General features: G+C 63.8%; 10 protein-coding genes. 5 read left to right on the plus strand and 5 right to left on the minus strand.

Features of this window, described 5'->3' with window-relative positions:
- Positions 1-183 (minus strand): hypothetical protein, encoded by a 183-nt coding sequence (locus tag IEX64_RS00475; RefSeq protein WP_188817156.1) that lies wholly within the window; start codon positions 181-183, stop codon positions 1-3.
- A gap of 183 nt (positions 184-366) precedes the next feature.
- Positions 367-1,689, minus strand: coding sequence for a hypothetical protein (locus IEX64_RS00480; RefSeq protein ID WP_188817158.1), 1,323 nt, complete (start codon positions 1,687-1,689; stop codon positions 367-369).
- Positions 1,690-2,007: 318 nt separating this feature from the next.
- Between IEX64_RS00480 and rpoB the strand changes: the two genes are divergently transcribed.
- From rpoB to IEX64_RS00495, 3 genes are all read left to right on the plus strand, one after another.
- Positions 2,008-6,168, plus strand: a complete 4,161-nt coding sequence (gene rpoB, locus IEX64_RS00485; protein ID WP_188817160.1) for a DNA-directed RNA polymerase subunit beta — start codon at positions 2,008-2,010, stop codon at positions 6,166-6,168.
- An 80-nt stretch (positions 6,169-6,248) separates the two neighbouring features.
- Complete coding sequence (gene rpoC / locus IEX64_RS00490; RefSeq protein WP_188817162.1) at positions 6,249-10,577, plus strand: DNA-directed RNA polymerase subunit beta'; 4,329 nt, start codon at positions 6,249-6,251, stop codon at positions 10,575-10,577.
- A 141-nt stretch (positions 10,578-10,718) separates the two neighbouring features.
- Complete coding sequence (locus IEX64_RS00495) at positions 10,719-12,857, plus strand: prolyl oligopeptidase family serine peptidase (protein ID WP_188817165.1); 2,139 nt, start codon at positions 10,719-10,721, stop codon at positions 12,855-12,857.
- Positions 12,858-13,088: 231 nt separating this feature from the next.
- Here the strand turns inward: IEX64_RS00495 and IEX64_RS00500 are convergent, their stop codons facing one another.
- From IEX64_RS00500 to ispG, 3 genes are read right to left on the minus strand one after another with little or no spacing between them, the layout of a single operon-like run.
- The gene (locus IEX64_RS00500; protein ID WP_188817167.1) at positions 13,089-13,604 is read right to left on the minus strand and encodes a retropepsin-like aspartic protease family protein; all 516 of its coding nucleotides are present in this window, start codon (positions 13,602-13,604) and stop codon (positions 13,089-13,091) included.
- Positions 13,605-13,638: 34 nt separating this feature from the next.
- Positions 13,639-14,364: a hypothetical protein gene (locus IEX64_RS00505; RefSeq protein ID WP_188817169.1), complete on the minus strand. Its 726-nt coding sequence runs from the start codon at positions 14,362-14,364 to the stop codon at positions 13,639-13,641.
- A complete protein-coding gene (gene ispG / locus IEX64_RS00510) occupies positions 14,361-15,488 on the minus strand; it encodes a flavodoxin-dependent (E)-4-hydroxy-3-methylbut-2-enyl-diphosphate synthase (RefSeq protein WP_188817171.1) in 1,128 nt (375 codons plus the stop codon). The genes IEX64_RS00505 and ispG overlap by 4 nt, the downstream gene beginning before the upstream one ends.
- Before the next feature lie 146 nt (positions 15,489-15,634).
- Here ispG and IEX64_RS00515 point away from each other — a divergent pair, with 146 nt between their 5' ends.
- Together IEX64_RS00515 and IEX64_RS00520 are read left to right on the plus strand one after the other, a co-directional pair.
- Positions 15,635-16,645, plus strand: coding sequence for a zinc transporter ZntB (locus IEX64_RS00515; RefSeq protein WP_188817173.1), 1,011 nt, complete (start codon positions 15,635-15,637; stop codon positions 16,643-16,645).
- Positions 16,646-16,719: 74 nt separating this feature from the next.
- Positions 16,720-18,009 (plus strand): cytochrome P450, encoded by a 1,290-nt coding sequence (locus IEX64_RS00520; RefSeq protein WP_188817175.1) that lies wholly within the window; start codon positions 16,720-16,722, stop codon positions 18,007-18,009.
- The last annotated feature ends 38 nt before the right edge of the window (positions 18,010-18,047 follow it).

The following is an 18,047-nucleotide window of genomic DNA, read 5'->3' on the forward strand; positions in this document are numbered from 1 at the left end:
TCACATCAGCGCCGGGACGTAGGTCCCGGACGCCGAGACCACGATCACGTTCTGCGAAGCCGGCGTGGCAGCACTGGCATGGGCAGAAGACGAAACCGTCGGCAACCAGAGGGTTGCGGCCAATACGAGTGCCATGATGGCAGCGACAGGGCGATTGCTTCCCCGGGTATCTTGAGTGGTCACTTCACGTTCTCCGATATGCGTCATATCGAAATTCAATAAGAGCGATTCGCCTTATTGTCAAACAATAATATCGAACAACAATATGCTCCTCGTTGATATACGAGAAGGCCTCCCGCGAGGCGTCGGCTCCGCACTGCAAAGAGAGGAAAGGCGCACTGGTTCAGTGCGCAAAAGGACTGCCGGTCAGGACAGGCGCCTGGCGCGTCCTCCCAGGTCCCGCGCCTCCCAGAGTTTCAGGAACACCGTCAGGACATGGAGGCAATTGCGCCCCGGCTCGACCGCCAGCACCTCCGGATCCTGCGGTCCGGAAGCCTCGAAGACACCCGGCAGACGGAACTCGATGATTTCCGGAAAGGCCAGCACCCGCGCAACACCCATGGCCGCGATATGCATCATGAGATGCTGTTCCAGTGCCGCAGCCGTGACCGCAGGCCCACCGCCCGACCGGTACTCCTCCACAAAGAGGCCGAGCAGATCGTCGAGGTGACGGTCCCAGATATCATGATGGGCGGCGGACAATCCGCCCCATAAGGCTGCCCCGAGCGTGATCTGGCCGACGCGGCCCCAGTCGATCAGCCCGCAATGGAGCGCCTCGCCTTCGCGCCAGAAGAAGGCATTGTCGATATGGGCATTCCAGTGGTTGAGTGCGATCATGTCGGAATTGCCGGTCAGAAAAGCCTGGATCGCCCTTTCGTTTTCACGGACCTGCAGGGCCTCCCGACAGAAACGCGCCATGAATTCGGCCGATCGCACCCGCTCCGGAAAATGCTGCGGCGCCCGCTCGACGAAAGCGCGGCAACTCGACAGCTCGCCCTCCAGCTCTGCGGCCGTCTGCCGGATCGGATCGGCGCTGCCGGTTGCCGGGTCCCATGGAAACAGCGTCTCGATATCCGAAGACAGGCGCCCTGCCTTGTGTGCGGCGGCCAAGCGGGCGAGCGCCGTGACGGTGGCCCTATAATACGGCAGTGGATCGGCCAGCGCCTCGAAGTCGAGCGTCTTGGGGCGGTGCGGTTCGATACGTCGCCCACCGGCCTCCGCACCGAAAGCGATGCGTTCGGTAATGACGATGCCGGTCCCCGTTGCCTGCTCGTAGTCGGCGAAATAGGGCTCGGCGACGTCCACCGGAAAGTCCGGCTGCCGGGCGAGCGCCATGAAAGGTACCTCGCTCGCCATTTCATAGCGCCCCGGATGGTCGCGGCGGCGGTCGGTAAAATCGCGCGAGAACTTCACGAACAACGCCGTGCGCAGATCCGGACCGGGCCGGGCATATTCGACATCGAGGAGAAATTTGGCACCGGTGCTGCCGCCCGCGCAGCGCTCCAGCCTGACGATGCGCTCGACGGCATTGTCGGCAGGCAGCGATCCGAAGCGGCGGAACGCAGCCGTGAGCCAAGGTGCGCCGTCCTTGCGCAGCGCCTCGCCATGCGCGGGAATCATGATGCCGGTGGCGTCGCCCAGCGTTCGGTCTAGATCCACAGGTTCGGGTACGGGGTTGGGTGTGGTCATGATCCTGTCTTAAGGCATGAACCGCGGGTTTGACACGTCGCGGGTGCGATCCTATAACCCCCTTTCGCTCGGCGCTTCGAGCAAGGCGGGTCCATGCGCGGGGACACGCCCGGGAAGGAAGCGAACCGGGTTTCCATCTGACGCCAGGCTGCAGGCCGCAATGACACCCTTTTCAAGGGTTTCTTGCACGCCGAGCGGCCTTTTCGCGTTTCCGATGGTCCGTTCAGAAGCGGAAAAACGTCCTCGCAAGACGAAATATTTTCGGGCCGAATCAAAACGAATCGGCCCCTCTAGAGAAGCGAAGAGGCAAAGACCCACATGGCGACCAAGCCCCTCGATACCACCGGACGCTCCGTCAAGAAGCGCATCCGCAAGATCTTCGGCGACATCCACGAAGTCGTCCAGATGCCCAACCTCATCGAAGTTCAGCGCGAAAGCTACGAGCAGTTCCTGCGCTCCGACCCGGCGACCGGTTATGTCTCGGGCCTGGAAAAGACGCTGCGTTCGGTGTTCCCCGTCCGTGACTTCGCAGGCACCAGCGAACTGGATTTCGTCCATTACGAACTGGAAGACCCGAAGTACGACGTGACCGAGTGCCGCCAGCGCGGCATCACCTACGCGGCTCCGATGAAGGTCACGCTGCGCCTCATCGTGTTCGAGGTCGACGCCGAGACCGAAACCCGCTCGGTCCTCGATATCAAGGAGCAGGACGTCTACATGGGCGACATGCCGCTCATGACCGAAAACGGCACCTTCTTCATCAACGGCACCGAGCGCGTGATCGTTTCGCAGATGCACCGTTCGCCGGGCGTGCTGTTCGACCATGACCGCGGCAAGACGCACTCCTCGGGCAAGTTCCTCTTCGCTGCCCGCGTGATTCCGTACCGCGGTTCCTGGCTCGACTTCGAATTCGACGCCAAGGACATCGTCAACGTGCGTATCGACCGTAAGCGCAAGCTGCCGGTCACCTCGCTGCTTTATGCCCTCGGCCTCGACAGCGAGCAGATCCTTGACCACTTCTACGAAACCGTCACCTGGAAGCGTGGTGAAGGCGGCTGGCGCCTGCCCTACTCGCCCGAAGCGTGGCGCGGCCTGAAGCCGACCTTCGACATCGTCGATGCCAAGTCGGGCGAAGTCGTGTTCGGCGCCGGTCACAAGATCAGCCCGCGCGCTGCCAACAAGGCGCAGAAGGACGGTCTCGAGGAGCTCCTCATCCCGACCGAGGAAATCTTCGGCCGCTATGTCGCCGAAGACATGATCGACGAGTCGACCGGCCGTATCTACATCGAGGCCGGCGACGAAGTGACGCCGGAAAACCTCGAGGCGCTCGATGCCGCCGGTATCGACCAGCTCAACCTGCTCGACATCGACGACGTCAACACCGGCCCGTGGATGCGCAACACCATGAAGGCCGACAAGGCCGAGAACCGCGAGATGGGCCTCGAGGCGATCTACAAGGTCATGCGCCCGGGCGAGCCGCCGACGAAGGAAACCGCCGAAGCCCTCTTCGAAGGCCTGTTCTTCGATGGCGATCGCTATGACCTTTCCGCTGTCGGCCGCGTCAAGCTCAACATGCGTCTCAGCCTCGATGCCGAGGACACCGTTACCACGCTGCGCACCGAGGACATCCTCGCCGTGGTCAAGGAACTGGTGAACCTCAAGGACGGCAAGGGCGAGATCGACGACATCGACAACCTCGGCAACCGCCGTGTGCGTTCGGTGGGCGAGCTGCTGGAAAACCAGTACCGCGTCGGCCTGCTGCGCATGGAGCGCGCCGTCAAGGAACGCATGAGTTCGGTCGACGTCTCGACCGTGATGCCGAACGACCTCATCAACGCCAAGCCCGCCGTGGCCGCCGTTCGCGAGTTCTTCGGTTCCAGCCAGCTCTCGCAGTTCATGGACCAGACCAACCCGCTGTCGGAAGTCACCCACAAGCGCCGCGTTTCGGCGCTTGGCCCGGGCGGTCTGACCCGTGAGCGCGCCGGTTTCGAAGTCCGCGACGTTCACCCGACCCACTATGGCCGCATCTGCCCGATTGAAACGCCGGAAGGCCCGAACATCGGTCTGATCAACTCGCTCTCGACCTTCGCCCGCGTCAACAAGTACGGCTTCATCGAAACGCCGTACCGCAAGGTGATCGACGGCAAGGTGACCGGCGAGGTGATCTACCTCTCGGCCATGGAAGAGCAGAAGCACACCGTCGCCCAGGCATCGGCCATGCTCACCGATGACGGCACGTTCGTCGAGGATCTCATCTCGGCTCGTCAGAACGGCGAGTTCATCATGAGCCCGTCCGACCAGATCACGCTGATGGACGTTTCGCCCAAGCAGCTCGTCTCGGTCGCGGCCTCGCTCATTCCGTTCCTGGAAAACGACGACGCCAACCGCGCTCTGATGGGCTCGAACATGCAGCGTCAGGCCGTGCCGCTCGTGAAGGCGGACGCTCCGTTCGTCGGCACCGGCATGGAAGAGACCGTGGCGCGCGATTCGGGCGCTGCTATCTCGGCCCTGCGCGGCGGTATCGTCGACCAGGTCGACGCGACCCGTATCGTCATCCGCGCCTCGGGCGACATCGAGCCTGGCAAGTCGGGCGTCGACATCTACCGTTTGCAGAAGTTCGAACGTTCGAACCAGTCGACCTGCATCAACCAGCGGCCGCTGGTGAAGGTCGGCGACTGGGTCAAGGCCGGCGACACCATTGCCGACGGCCCCTCGACCGAACTGGGCGAACTCGCGCTGGGCCGCAACACCCTCGTCGCGTTCATGCCCTGGAACGGCTACAACTACGAGGACTCCATCCTCATCTCCGAGCGGATCGTGAAGGACGACGTCTTCACTTCGATCCACATCGACGATTTCGAGGTCATGGCCCGCGACACCAAGCTGGGCCCGGAAGACATCACCCGCGACATTCCCAATGTCGGCGAGGAAGCCCTGCGCAACCTCGACGAAGCGGGTATCGTCTACATCGGCGCCGAAGTGCACCCGGGTGACATCCTCGTCGGCAAGATCACGCCGAAGGGCGAAAGCCCGATGACGCCGGAAGAAAAGCTTCTGCGCGCCATCTTCGGCGAAAAGGCCAGCGACGTGCGCGACACCTCGCTTCGCCTGCCGCCGGGCGTTTCGGGCACCATCGTCGACGTGCGCGTGTTCAACCGTCACGGCATCGAGATCGACGACCGTACCCGCGCGATCCAGAACGAGGAAATTGAACGCCTCGCCAAGGACCGCGAGGACGAGCGCGCCATTCTCAACCGCGCAACCTACAACCGCCTGCAGGAAATGCTGGTCGGCCAGGTTGCCGCTTCCGCGCCCAAGGGTGTGAAGAAGGGTGGCGAGATCACCGACGAGATCCTTGCCGAAGTCGAGAAGCACGAATGGTGGAAGTTCGCGGTTGCGGACGACCACATGCAGTCGCAGCTCGAAGCGGTGAAGGCGCAGTACGACGAGACCGTCAAGGCGATCCAGGAGAAGTTCGAGGATCGCAAGGAGAAGCTGGAGCGCGGCGACGAGCTGGCTCCGGGCGTGCTCAAGATGGTCAAGGTCTTCGTGGCCGTGAAGCGCAAGCTGCAGCCGGGCGACAAGATGGCCGGCCGTCACGGTAACAAGGGCGTCATCTCGCGCATCCTGCCGCAGGAAGACATGCCGTTCCTCGAGGACGGTACGCCTGTAGACATCGTGCTCAACCCGCTGGGCGTGCCTTCGCGCATGAACGTCGGGCAGATCTTCGAGACCCATCTGGGCTGGGCCGCGCGCGGTCTGGGCCAGCAGGTCAAACAGGCTCTGGAAGACTGGCGCCACGCCAATCCGGACCCGGAAACGGCCGCGCCGCCAGAAGCGGTGCGCGAACGCCTCAAGACGATCTACGGCGCGCACTATGCCGACGACATCGACAGCCGCGACACCGCGTCGCTGCTCGAACTCGCCGGCAACGTCACCAAGGGCGTCCCGATGGGCACTCCGGTGTTCGACGGCGCGGTGGAATCCGACGTCGCGGACATGCTGGAGCTGGCCGGTCTCGACAAGTCGGGTCAGTCCACCCTGTTCGACGGCCGCACCGGCGAGCCGTTCGACCGCAAGGTGACCGTGGGCATCATCTACATGCTGAAGCTGCACCACCTCGTCGACGACAAGATCCACGCCCGTTCGATCGGCCCCTACTCGCTCGTCACCCAGCAGCCGCTGGGCGGTAAGGCGCAGTTCGGCGGTCAGCGCTTCGGTGAGATGGAGGTCTGGGCTCTCCAGGCCTACGGCGCCGCATACACCTTGCAGGAAATGCTGACGGTGAAGTCCGACGACGTCGTCGGCCGCACCAAGGTCTACGAAGCGATCGTCAAGGGCGACGACACCTTCGAGGCCGGCATTCCCGAGAGCTTCAACGTTCTCGTCAAGGAAATGCGCTCGCTGGGCCTCAACGTCGAGCTCAAGAGCCTCGACGATGGCGAAGACGGCGACATGCTGCCCCAGGCTGCGGAGTAACAGGGAGCGGGCGGTCCGCCGCAACGCGGCCGCCCTCCCTTTCCGCTCCGACGAATTCACCCTTCAATGGGAATTGAACTATGAACGACCTGACCAAGTTCACCAACCAGATGGCGAAGCCCGAGACTTTCGATCAGATCCAGATCGGTCTCGCCTCGCCCGAGCGTATCCGCTCCTGGTCCTTCGGCGAGATCAAGAAGCCGGAAACCATCAACTACCGCACGTTCAAGCCCGAACGTGACGGTCTGTTCTGCGCGCGCATCTTCGGCCCGGTGAAGGACTACGAGTGCCTTTGCGGCAAGTACAAGCGCATGAAGTACAAGGGCGTCGTCTGCGAGAAGTGCGGCGTCGAAGTCACCGTCACCAAGGTGCGCCGCGAGCGCATGGGCCACATCGAGCTGGCCGCGCCGGTGGCGCACATCTGGTTCCTCAAGTCGCTGCCTTCGCGCATCGGCCTGCTGCTCGACATGCAGCTGAAGCTGCTTGAGCGCGTCCTCTACTTCGAGAGCTACATCGTCACCGAGCCGGGCCTGACCCCGCTCGAGAAGTACCAGCTGCTGACCGAGGACGAACTGCTCGACGCGCAGGACGAGTACGGCGAGGACGCCTTCTCGGCCGGCATCGGCGCCGAGGCCGTCAAGCACATGCTGATGAACCTCGACCTCGAACAGGAGCGTGCCGACCTGTTGCAGGAGCTCGAGACGACCAAGTCGGAACTCAAGCCCAAGAAGATCATCAAGCGCCTCAAGGTCGTCGAATCGTTCATCGATTCGGGCAACCGTCCCGAGTGGATGATCCTCGAAGTCGTGCCGGTCATTCCGCCCGAACTGCGCCCGCTGGTGCCGCTGGACGGCGGCCGCTTCGCGACGTCGGACCTCAACGACCTCTACCGCCGCGTCATCAACCGCAACAACCGCCTGAAGCGCTTGATCGAGCTGCGCGCGCCGGACATCATCGTCCGCAACGAAAAGCGCATGCTGCAGGAGGCTGTTGACGCGCTGTTCGACAACGGTCGCCGCGGCCGCGTCATCACCGGCGCCAACAAGCGTCCGCTCAAGTCGCTGTCCGACATGCTCAAGGGCAAGCAGGGCCGCTTCCGTCAGAACCTGCTCGGCAAGCGCGTCGACTACTCGGGCCGTTCGGTGATCGTGACCGGTCCGGAGCTCAAGCTGCACCAGTGCGGCCTGCCCAAGAAGATGGCGCTCGAGCTGTTCAAGCCGTTCATCTACGCCCGCCTCGATGCCAAGGGTCTCTCGATGACCCTGAAGCAGGCCAAGAAGTGGGTCGAGAAGGAACGCAAGGAAGTCTGGGACATCCTCGACGAAGTCATTCGCGAGCACCCGGTCATGCTGAACCGCGCCCCGACGCTTCACCGCCTCGGCATTCAGGCGTTCGAGCCGGTTCTCATCGAGGGCAAGGCGATCCAGCTGCACCCGCTCGTCTGCTCGGCCTTCAACGCCGACTTCGACGGTGATCAGATGGCCGTCCACGTTCCGCTTTCGCTGGAAGCCCAGCTCGAAGCGCGCGTGCTGATGATGTCGACCAACAACATCCTCTCGCCCGCGAACGGCAAGCCGATCATCGTTCCTTCGCAGGACATGGTTCTCGGCCTCTACTACCTGTCGATGGAACGCCAGGAGAAGACCCCCGAGTTCATCGAGGACGCAAGCGGCGAGAAGATCGAGAAGCTGCCGCGCTTCGCCGACATAGCCGAGGTCCACCAGGCCCTCGAAACCAAGGCGGTGACGCTGCACAGCAAGATCATCACCCGCGTCCCGCAGACCGACGAGGAGGGCAACGAGTACCTCCGCCGCGTCGTGACGACCCCGGGCCGAATGCTCATCGGCGAATGCCTGCCGAAGAGCCACACCGTTCCGTTCGACGTCATCAACCGCCTTCTCACCAAGAAGGAAATCGGCGACGTCATCGACCAAGTCTATCGCCACACCGGCCAGAAGGACACGGTGCTGTTCGCAGACGCCATCATGTCGCTCGGCTTCCGCCACGCGTTCAAGGCCGGCATCTCCTTCGGCAAGGATGACATGATCATTCCGGACTCGAAGGTGGCAATGGTCGCCGAGACCAAGGAACTGGTTGCCGACTACGAGCAGCAGTATCAGGACGGCCTGATCACCCAGCAGGAAAAGTACAACAAGGTGATCGACGCCTGGAGCCGTTGCGGCGACCAGGTCGCGAACGCCATGATGGACGAGATTAAGGCTCAGCCGATCGATCCGGAAACCGGTCGCGAGGCGCAGATCAACTCGATCTACATGATGAGCCACTCCGGCGCCCGTGGTAGCCCGGCCCAGATGAAGCAGCTGGCCGGTATGCGCGGCCTGATGGCCAAGCCGTCGGGCGAGATCATCGAAACGCCGATCATCTCGAACTTCAAGGAAGGCCTGACCGTTCTTGAATACTTCAACTCGACCCACGGCGCCCGTAAGGGTCTGGCCGACACCGCGCTCAAGACTGCGAACTCCGGTTACCTGACCCGCCGTCTGGTCGACGTGTCGCAGGACTGCGTCGTCGTCGTCGAGGACTGCGGTACCGAGCGTGCGCTGGAAATGCGCGCGATCGTTCAGGGCGGTTCGGTCATCGCCTCGCTCGCCGAGCGTATCCTGGGCCGTACCCTGGCCGAGGACATCGCCGACAAGGAAGGCAACGTAGTGGCTGCCAATGGCCAGCTGCTCGATGAGCCGGCCGTGGCTGCAATCGAGGCCACCGGCACGCAGGCGGCCCGGATTCGCTCTCCCCTGGTCTGCGAAGCGGAACAGGGCGTGTGCGCCAAATGCTACGGTCGTGACCTTGCTCGCGGCACGCCGGTCAACATCGGTGAAGCTGTCGGCGTCATCGCCGCGCAGTCCATCGGCGAACCGGGCACGCAGCTCACCATGCGTACCTTCCACATCGGCGGCGCCGCGCAGCTCAACGAAACCAGCCACCTGGAATCGATCTGCGACGGTACGGTTCACTACCGCGACATCCCGACGATCGTCGACAAGCGCGGTCGCCGTCTGTCGCTCGCCCGCAACGGCGAGGTCGTGATCATGGATACCGAAGGACGCGAGCGCGCCATGCACCGCGTGCCTTACGGCACCATGCTGCTCCACACCGATGGGGCGACGGTGAAGGAAGGCGAACGTCTGGCCGAGTGGGACCCGTTCACCCTGCCGATCATCACCGAAACCTCGGGTGTGGTGAAGTATCAGGACCTGATCGACGGTCGCACGCTGACCGAACAGGCCGATGAAGCGACCGGCATGACCAGCCGCGTCGTGACCGAGGACCGTTCGTCCAGCCGCTCGAAGAAGAAGGAAGACCTGCGTCCGCGCCTGACCCTGCTCGACGACCAGTCGGGCGAGGCCGCGCGCTACATGATGGCACCGGGTACGACCCTCTCGGTGGAAGACGGCCAGACCGTCGAGGCCGGCGACATTCTCGCCCGTGCTTCGCGCGAAGCCGCCAAGACCCGCGACATCACCGGCGGTCTGCCGCGTGTTGCCGAGCTGTTCGAGGCCCGCAAGCCGAAGGACAACTCGATCATCGCCAAGGTCTCGGGCCGCATCGAGTTCGTTCGCGACTACAAGGCCAAGCGCAAGATCGCGATCATTCCGGAAGAGGGCGATCCGGTCGAGTACCTGATCCCCAAGAGCCGCGTGATCGACGTGCAGGAAGGCGACTTCGTCAAGAAGGGCGACAACCTGATCTCGGGCAGCCCCGATCCGCACGACATTCTCGAAGTCCTCGGTGTCGAGGCGCTGGCGGAATACCTCGTCGCGGAAATCCAGGAAGTCTACCGCTTGCAGGGCGTTAAGATCAACGACAAGCACATCGAGGTGATCGTTCGCCAGATGCTGCAGAAGGTCGAGATCACCGATGGCGGCGACACCACGCTGCTGGCCGGCGAGCAGGTCGACTACGAGGAAATGAACGAGTACAACAGCAAGCTGAAGGCTGGCCAGAAGCCCGCCGAAGGCAAGCCGGTTCTGCTCGGCATCACCAAGGCCTCGCTGCAGACCCGTTCGTTCATCTCGGCCGCTTCGTTCCAGGAAACCACCCGCGTGCTCACGCAGGCGGCGGTCGAAGGAAAGAAGGACTCGCTGATCGGTCTGAAGGAAAACGTCATCGTCGGCCGCCTCATCCCGGCAGGTACCGGCGCGGGCATGAACCGCGTGCGTGTTGCCGCTTCCGGCCGCGACGCCGCTTTGCGCGCCTCCTATCGCAAGATGCAGGAAGCGCTCATTGCCGCAAACTCGGCGGAAGAAGAGCATGCAGCCGAACTGCAGCGCGATCCACTCGACGATCTTGGCGACGATCCGCTGGCGGCAGTCGAGGGTGAAACCCACGGCACCGATGCCGATGCCGGCGAATACCTGAACAAGGGCGAAGGGGAAGGCGAGGCCTGAGCCTCCCTTCCTTCCGCCTGACAGGCAAACGGAGCCCCGCCGGTGCGAACCGGCGGGGTTTCTTCGTTTTGAAACAACGGCCTTGCACCGAAAACTGAGGCCGATAGGCTATCCCTCTGTATCCGTTCAGAGGGTCTCCCCATGAAATCTGTACGCGCGGCCATGGCCGTCCTTCTCGTCACCATGACCGCTTCGGCGGCCTATGTTCCCGCCGCCGTCGCCGCGCCGCCGGGCCCGGTCGATCCACGCGATCCCGCCGATCCCTTCATCTGGCTGGAAGACCTCGACGGCCAGCGGTCTATGGACTGGGTAAAGGCGCAAAACGCCACCACTGAAGAGCGGCTCGAAGCCAGCCCGCACTACAAGACTTTCTATGAAGACGCGCTGGCCCTGCTGGGGGCCAAGGACCGTATCCCCGCGCCGCGCTTCCTCAATGGCGAGATCTACAACTTCTGGCAGGACGAGGCCCACTTGCGCGGGATCTGGCGCAAGACCTCGCTGGAGGACTATCGCAAGGCCGATCCACAGTGGCAGACCGTCCTCGACATCGATGCGCTGGGCAAGGCCGAAGACAAGAGCTGGGTGTTCAAGGGCGCCAAGTGCCTCGAGCCTGATCAGCAGCGGTGCCTGATCTCGCTTTCCGACGGCGGCGAAGACGCTGTCGAAGTCCGCGAGTTCGACCTTGCTGCCGGCTCCTTCGTAGAGGGCGGCTTCCGGCTTCCCCGCGCCAAACAGGACGTCGTCTGGCAGGATGCCGATCACCTGCTCGTCGCGACTGAATGGACGCCGGGCGACATGACCGAATCCGGCTATGCCTATATCGTCAAGCGCGTGACGCGCGGCCAGCCGCTATCCGAAGCCGTGGAAATCTACCGCGGCGAGAAAAGCGATGTCGGCACAACTCCATCGGTGCTGCACGATGCGCAGGGCCATTCGCTGGCGCTGATCGTCCGCAACGTCGACTTCTTCCATTCGCAGACTTTCATTGTCGGCGCAGATGGCGTGCAAAAGCTGACAATGCCGGAAAAGGTCTCGGTAGCCGAGCTTGTCAATGGCCAGGTCGTGTTCCGTCTCGACGAAGCCTGGGGCGATCTGCCCGCGGGATCGGTCGCTTCAGAACCGCTTGCGGATGTGCTGGCCCATCCCGAGGCCATGACCCCGCGACTGGTCTGGAAGCCGGGACCACGCGAAGCGCTCAAGGTCGTCGACGGCATCGAGGCGCCCCACGATCGTCTGCTGCTGTCCACGCTCGACAACGTCAACGGACGCGTGCTGGCGTTTGCGCCTCAAGCGGACGGAAGCTGGCAGCAAGCGGCGCTGCCGCTACCCGACAAGATGCGGCTCGATTTCGGTTCGGCCGATACCACGACCGACCGTGTCTTCGTGACCGCCGAAGGTTTCACCACACCCGACACGCTCTATCTGGCCGATGCCAGGGATGGCGAGGTGCAGGCGGTCAAGACCCTGCCGGCAAAGTTCGACGCCAGCAATCTCGTCGTCGAACAGCGCGAGGCGACCTCCACCGACGGCACCAAGATCCCGTACTTCCTGGTGCACCGCAAGGATATCCCGTTCGACGGGTCCACACCGGTTCTGCTCAATGCCTATGGCGGTTTCCAGATCAGCGAGACGCCGTTCTATTCGGGCACCATCGGCAAGCTCTGGATGGAACGCGGTGGCGCCTTCGCACTGGCCAACATCCGGGGTGGGGGCGAATTCGGCCCCGCCTGGCACGAGGCCGCGCTCAAGACGAAGCGGCAGATCGCCTACGATGACTTCGCGGCCGTCGCGCGTGACATGATTGCCGCCCGGATCACCTCGCCGCGCCATCTCGGCATTCTCGGCGGGTCGAATGGCGGACTGCTGATGGGCGTAGAGATGACGGAATTTCCCGAGCTCTATAACGCCGTGGTCATCCAGGTGCCGCTGCTCGACATGATCCGCATCAGCAAGATCGCGGCGGGGGCGAGCTGGCAGGGCGAATACGGGGATGTCACCAAGAACGACGATGCCCGCGCCTTCTGGCTCAAGACCTCGCCCTATCATGCGCTGCGCAAAGACGGGAAATATCCCGAGCCCTATATCTTCACCACGACCAAGGACGACCGCGTCGGCCCGCAGCACGCCCGCAAGTTCGCGGCGCGCATGGACGAGTTCGGCCTGCCCTACTACTTCTACGAGAATACCGAGGGCGGGCATGGTTCGGGCGCCGACGTGCGCCAATCGGCCAAGACCACCGCGCTGTGGCTGACCTATCTCACCGAAAAGCTGATGAACTGAGCACAGGTCGGACGGCCATCGACAAACGTCGTTTGCTGTCCGACCGGCTGCATGGCCTTGCAGCAGCGACGGGGCTAGATGAGCGCACCCCCCGCTCTCGCAAGGCTATGGACAGATGATTGCCCCTGAATCGAAAGTAACGCCCGCTGCAATGGCCTCGGTCATCGGCATGACGGCTTTCGCCATCTGGTCCAGCCTTGCGGGACTTTCCCCCTACATGGTCTGATCCGCTCAGCCCTCGTCGCCGAGCACCATCCGGTCGCCTTCAACCTTCACGCCGGGAAGATGCGTGAGGAAAGACTGACCCAGCAGCGACACGTCGAGTCCCTCAGGGATGATCGCCGCGGCAACATCCCGGGCTATGAAAGTATCCAGTTCCACCCGGTCAAGCCTCACCGGCACGCCGTAGACGGTGCCGCTTGCCCCCCGGCCGACCGGTACGAGATCGGCGTCGTTCCAGACCAGACCGACCGACCGCGCATCCGCTCCGGTAAGCGCAACGATGCTGGCCCCGGTATCGACCAGGAAATGGATGGGACGCGATTCGACGTCCACATCGGCATAGAAATGGCCATCGCCTGCCCGGTCGAGCACGGCGCCCCCGCTCATCCAGGCCTGCCGGCTCGGCGGAGCGGCAACGACCTGGGCGGGTTCTGCCTCCACTGCCGTCTCTCCCTCGAGTCCAGGCGCGATCCAGCCGACGAAAGTCACCGTCGCAAAGAGAAGGATGATAGGTCCGGCGCGCATGTCGGCAGGTTAGCCGACAAAGGATGATGGCCGGTTAAAGCGCCTGCGGATCCGGCCGATCCATACGGTAGCCGTGATGCATGGCCGTACCCGCCAGTGTCGCCATCAGGCCGACGATCAGCGCATCCCACACCATCAGCGACCAGACCAGCGATTCGGGCCGACCGAGAGCGGCCACGTGGTTCCAGCTGTGAACCGCCTGCAGCAGCAACCAGCCCGGTCCCGCATGCACGACGATGCGCAGAGCCTGACCCCACCCCTCGCGGTAAACCTGCGTCAGCCCCGAGGCCCGATCGCCGACCAGGCCGCCGATCATGAGCACGAGCGCGGGCAGGCTCGCGACCGTCATCACGGCCGATATCGCCGTTGCCACTTGCGGGGATGCACTCGTGAAGATCATGCCGGGGAGCGATGCGACAATCTGAATCGCGAAGCCGATAAGAACCCGTTTCCACGCGATCCCGGCAAGGCTCCACCAGCGCGCACCACGCTCGCGGTTGGCCCAGACCAGCGCCGCCAGGACGACCGCGATCATCAGGCCGGCAATCTTGAAAGCGCCGAAGGCCATGCGCTGCGGGTCCATGGCCAGCGCCCGGAACGCATCCAGGCTGTCGAACATGCCGAGGCGGACCTCGGCGACATGCTGCGCAAATTCCGGCACGATCGCGACCATCGGCACGATCGGGGCCAACCGCCAGAGCAGGACGCTGTCGCGCTGTGTAACCAGAAACGCCGACAGCTCCCGCTTCATCGCGCTCATTCGGCGGCCACCGCCTGCGCCTGTTCCGCCGCTTCGATCTCGGCCGCCTTGGCCTCGACCAGAGAAACGATGTGATCGAGCATGTCGTCGCTCTGCACGTGGTGATCGGTCACGCCCGAGAGATAGACCATGTGCTTGCCGTTACCCCCGCCGGTAATGCCGATGTCGGTCTCCCGCGCTTCGCCGGGACCGTTGACAACGCAACCCAGTACCGAGAGCGAAAGCGGCGTCTTGATGTGCTGCAAGCGCGCTTCCAGTGCCTCGACCGTGCGGATCACGTCGAAGCCCTGCCGTGCGCAGGAGGGGCATGAGACCACGCGAACACCGCGGGTGCGCAGGCCCAGCGCTTTCAGGATCTCGAAGCCGACGCGCACTTCCTCTTCCGGCTCGGCGGAAAGCGAGACACGCAAGGTATCGCCGATGCCGGCCCAGAGCATGTTACCGATGCCGAGCGCCGATTTGACCGTGCCGCCGATAAGCCCGCCCGCCTCGGTAATGCCGAGGTGCAGCGGACAATCCACCGCGTCGGCAAGCCCCTGATAGGCGGCAACCGCGAGGAACACGTCGCTGGCCTTCACCGCCACCTTGTATTCGTGGAAATCGTGGTCCTGCAGCAACTTGATGTGATCGAGCGCCGATTCGACCAGCGCTTCCGGACAGGGTTCGCCATACTTTTCGAGCAGATCGCGCTCGAGGCTGCCTGCGTTCACGCCGATTCGGATGGCACAGCCATTGGCCTTGGCCGCCCGCACAACTTCGGCCACGCGTTCGTCGGAGCCGATATTGCCGGGATTGATGCGCAGGCAGGCCGCGCCGGCATCGGCGGCTTCGAGCGCGCGCTTGTAGTGGAAATGGATGTCCGCGATCAGCGGCACCTGCGCCGCCCTGGCAATCTCGCGGAAGGCCGCCGTGCTTTCCACATCGGGGCAGGACACGCGGATGAGATCCGCCCCGGCCTCCTCGCAGCGGCGGATCTGGTCGATCGTGGCCTTTGCGTCGGAAGTGGGCGTGTTGGTCATGGTCTGTACCGTGATCGGGGCATCGCCACCGACGGGTACGCTGCCGACCATGATCTGGCGGCTCTTGCGGCGCTCGATATCGCGCCAGGGGCGTACAGAAGACATGACAGCCCTATAGGCGTTCGGCGCGCGGGTTTGAAGCCGCTTCCGACCTTCCTCGGCGATTCCTGTATCCTGTCGCACGGCGGCACCCCGCCGTGATGTCGATAGATGCCCTTTTGCGCCGCAGCGAATTGGGGCATGCAAAGGACATGAAGGCAAAAATCCTGACCGATGAAGGCGACGGCTCGATGCCGATGCTGTTCGGCCGCGTGCTGGACGGCAAGGGCGGCGGCCGGCCGATCAGCTGGGAGGAGGTGCCGGAATGGCGCCCCGGCAATGACAACGAGATGCTCTGGATCCACCTCCAGCGCACGCATCCCGGCGTCCAGCAGTGGCTGGAGGAGTGCCTCGGCATCCCCGAACCCACCGCCGAACTGCTCACCGGTGAGGCAACCCGCCCGCGTGCCTTCCGCGACGGCAGCACGCTGGTCGCCACGTTGCGCGGTATCAACTTCAACCCCGGTGCCGAGCCGGAGGACATGCTCTCGATGCAGCTGTGGAGCGACGGCAAGCGGGTCGTGACCCTGCGCCGGCTGCCGCTGCAGACACCGCGGATGACCTGCAACGACGTGGATGCCGGCACCGGCCCGGTCGACGCGGGTTCGCTGGTCACCTCGCTGACCGAGCACCTGATCGACCGCATGAGCCATTCGATCATCGACATGAACGATGCCATCGACGAGCTGGAAGACGGCGATCCCGAAGAGGATACCGAGTCGGTACTCGACAAGATCGCCACCATCCGCCGCAACTGCCTGGGCCTCAAGCGGCACATGTCGCCGCAACACGAGGCGCTGCTTGCCATCGCCAACAATGCGCCGGACTGGTTCGAGGACCACGACCGCCGCGAGATCGCCGAGACCATTGACCGGCTCCGCCGTTATCTCGACGATCTCGACATCAGCAAGGAAAGCGCGCTGGTGCTGCAGGACGACATTCGCGCCCGCGCTGCCGCCAGTACCGAGCGCACGCAGAACATGCTGACCATGGTCGCGGGCATCTTCCTCCCGCTGACCTTTCTGACCGGACTGCTGGGCATCAACGTGAGCGATATTCCGCTGGCAAGCCCTGGCAGTCACGGTTTCTGGATTATCGTCGGACTGTGTCTGGGCCTGTTTGTCATCGAGCTGCTCATCGCCCGAAAACTCAAGTGGATTTGACGGTTGTACAGTTTTCCGGTTGACAGAATCTGCCGGTGCTAACAGTCTGACGAAAACGCCGAGGGAGAGAAGGCGTGCCGCAGACAGAGACGCTTACACCGCCGAATTATCCGGACTTCTATTCCGACCCGAAGGTGATCGACCATCCACGCGAGTACTTCGCGCAGATGCGCTCCGCCGCGCCGGTGCAGCGCGAGGCCTATCACGGATCGCTGGTGGTCTCGGGGTACGACGAAGTCGTGGAAGTCCTCACCAGCCGGGACGACACGTTCTCCTCGGCGGTATCGGTTCTCGGACCGCTACCGCCCCTGCCCTTCACACCGCAAGGCGACGATATCGGCGAGCAGCTCGACGCGCACCGGGGCGAAATGCCGTGGACAGCGCACCTCGTGTGCTTCGACGGCGAAGACCACACCCGGCACCGCGCCCTGCTGACCAGCCTGCTCACCTTCAAGCGCCTCAAGGCCAACGAGGAATACCTGCGCGGTCTGGTGAACCGGCTGTTCGATGCTTTCGCCAAGGACGGCGGCTGCGAAGTGGTGACCCAGTTCGCCCACGCCACGTCCACCTACGCGATCAGCGACATAATGGGCATTCCCATGGCCGACCGCGCGGAATTGCTGGAAATGCTGGGCGCGCCGCCGAGCCAGATCGACGGCGATGCCGTGCACAAGGTCGGCCCCGACCCGCTGATCTTCCTCAAGGAACGGTTCGACAACTACATCCTCTCGCGTCAGGCCGAGCCGCAGGGCGACCTGATGAGCGATCTCGCCAATTCCCGTTTCAAGGACGGCAGCGCTCCGCCCTGCGAGCGGCTCGCGGAAATGGCCCGCTTCCTCTTCGGCGCCGGGCAGGACACGACCTCGCGCCTGATCGCGATGGCCATCCGCGTGTTGGGGGACCGGCCCGACATCCAGGCCCGCCTGCGCGCCGAGCCGGAAAAGATCGGCGATTTCATCGAGGAAACGCTGCGGATCGATCCGCCGGTCAAGGTGGTCTATCGCTTGGCCCGCAAGTCCACCGAGATCGCCGGCGTCGAAACCCCCGCCGGCACCGTGATCAACGTCAGTCTGACCGGCGCGAGCAACGACCCGCGCCACTTCCCCCACCCCGACGATTTCGACATGGACCGCGAAGGTCTGCGCGATCACATGGCCTTCAGCCGCGGCGGCCACGCCTGCATGGGCGCTCCGCTGGCCCGGCTCGAGGCACGCGTCGCCATCGAGGAACTGCTCAAGCGCACTAAGGACATCCGCATTTCGGAAGCCCACCACGGCCCGCCCGATGCACGCCGATACGAGTTCGAGCCGACCTACAGCTTCCGCAACATCGCGCGGCTGAATATCGAATTCGATGTGGCTTAGAATGATGGTTGAAGCGGCCCGCAACTGCGACGTCCGGC

This window comes from Novosphingobium indicum, from assembly GCF_014645195.1.
Lineage (GTDB): Bacteria > Pseudomonadota > Alphaproteobacteria > Sphingomonadales > Sphingomonadaceae > Novosphingobium > Novosphingobium indicum.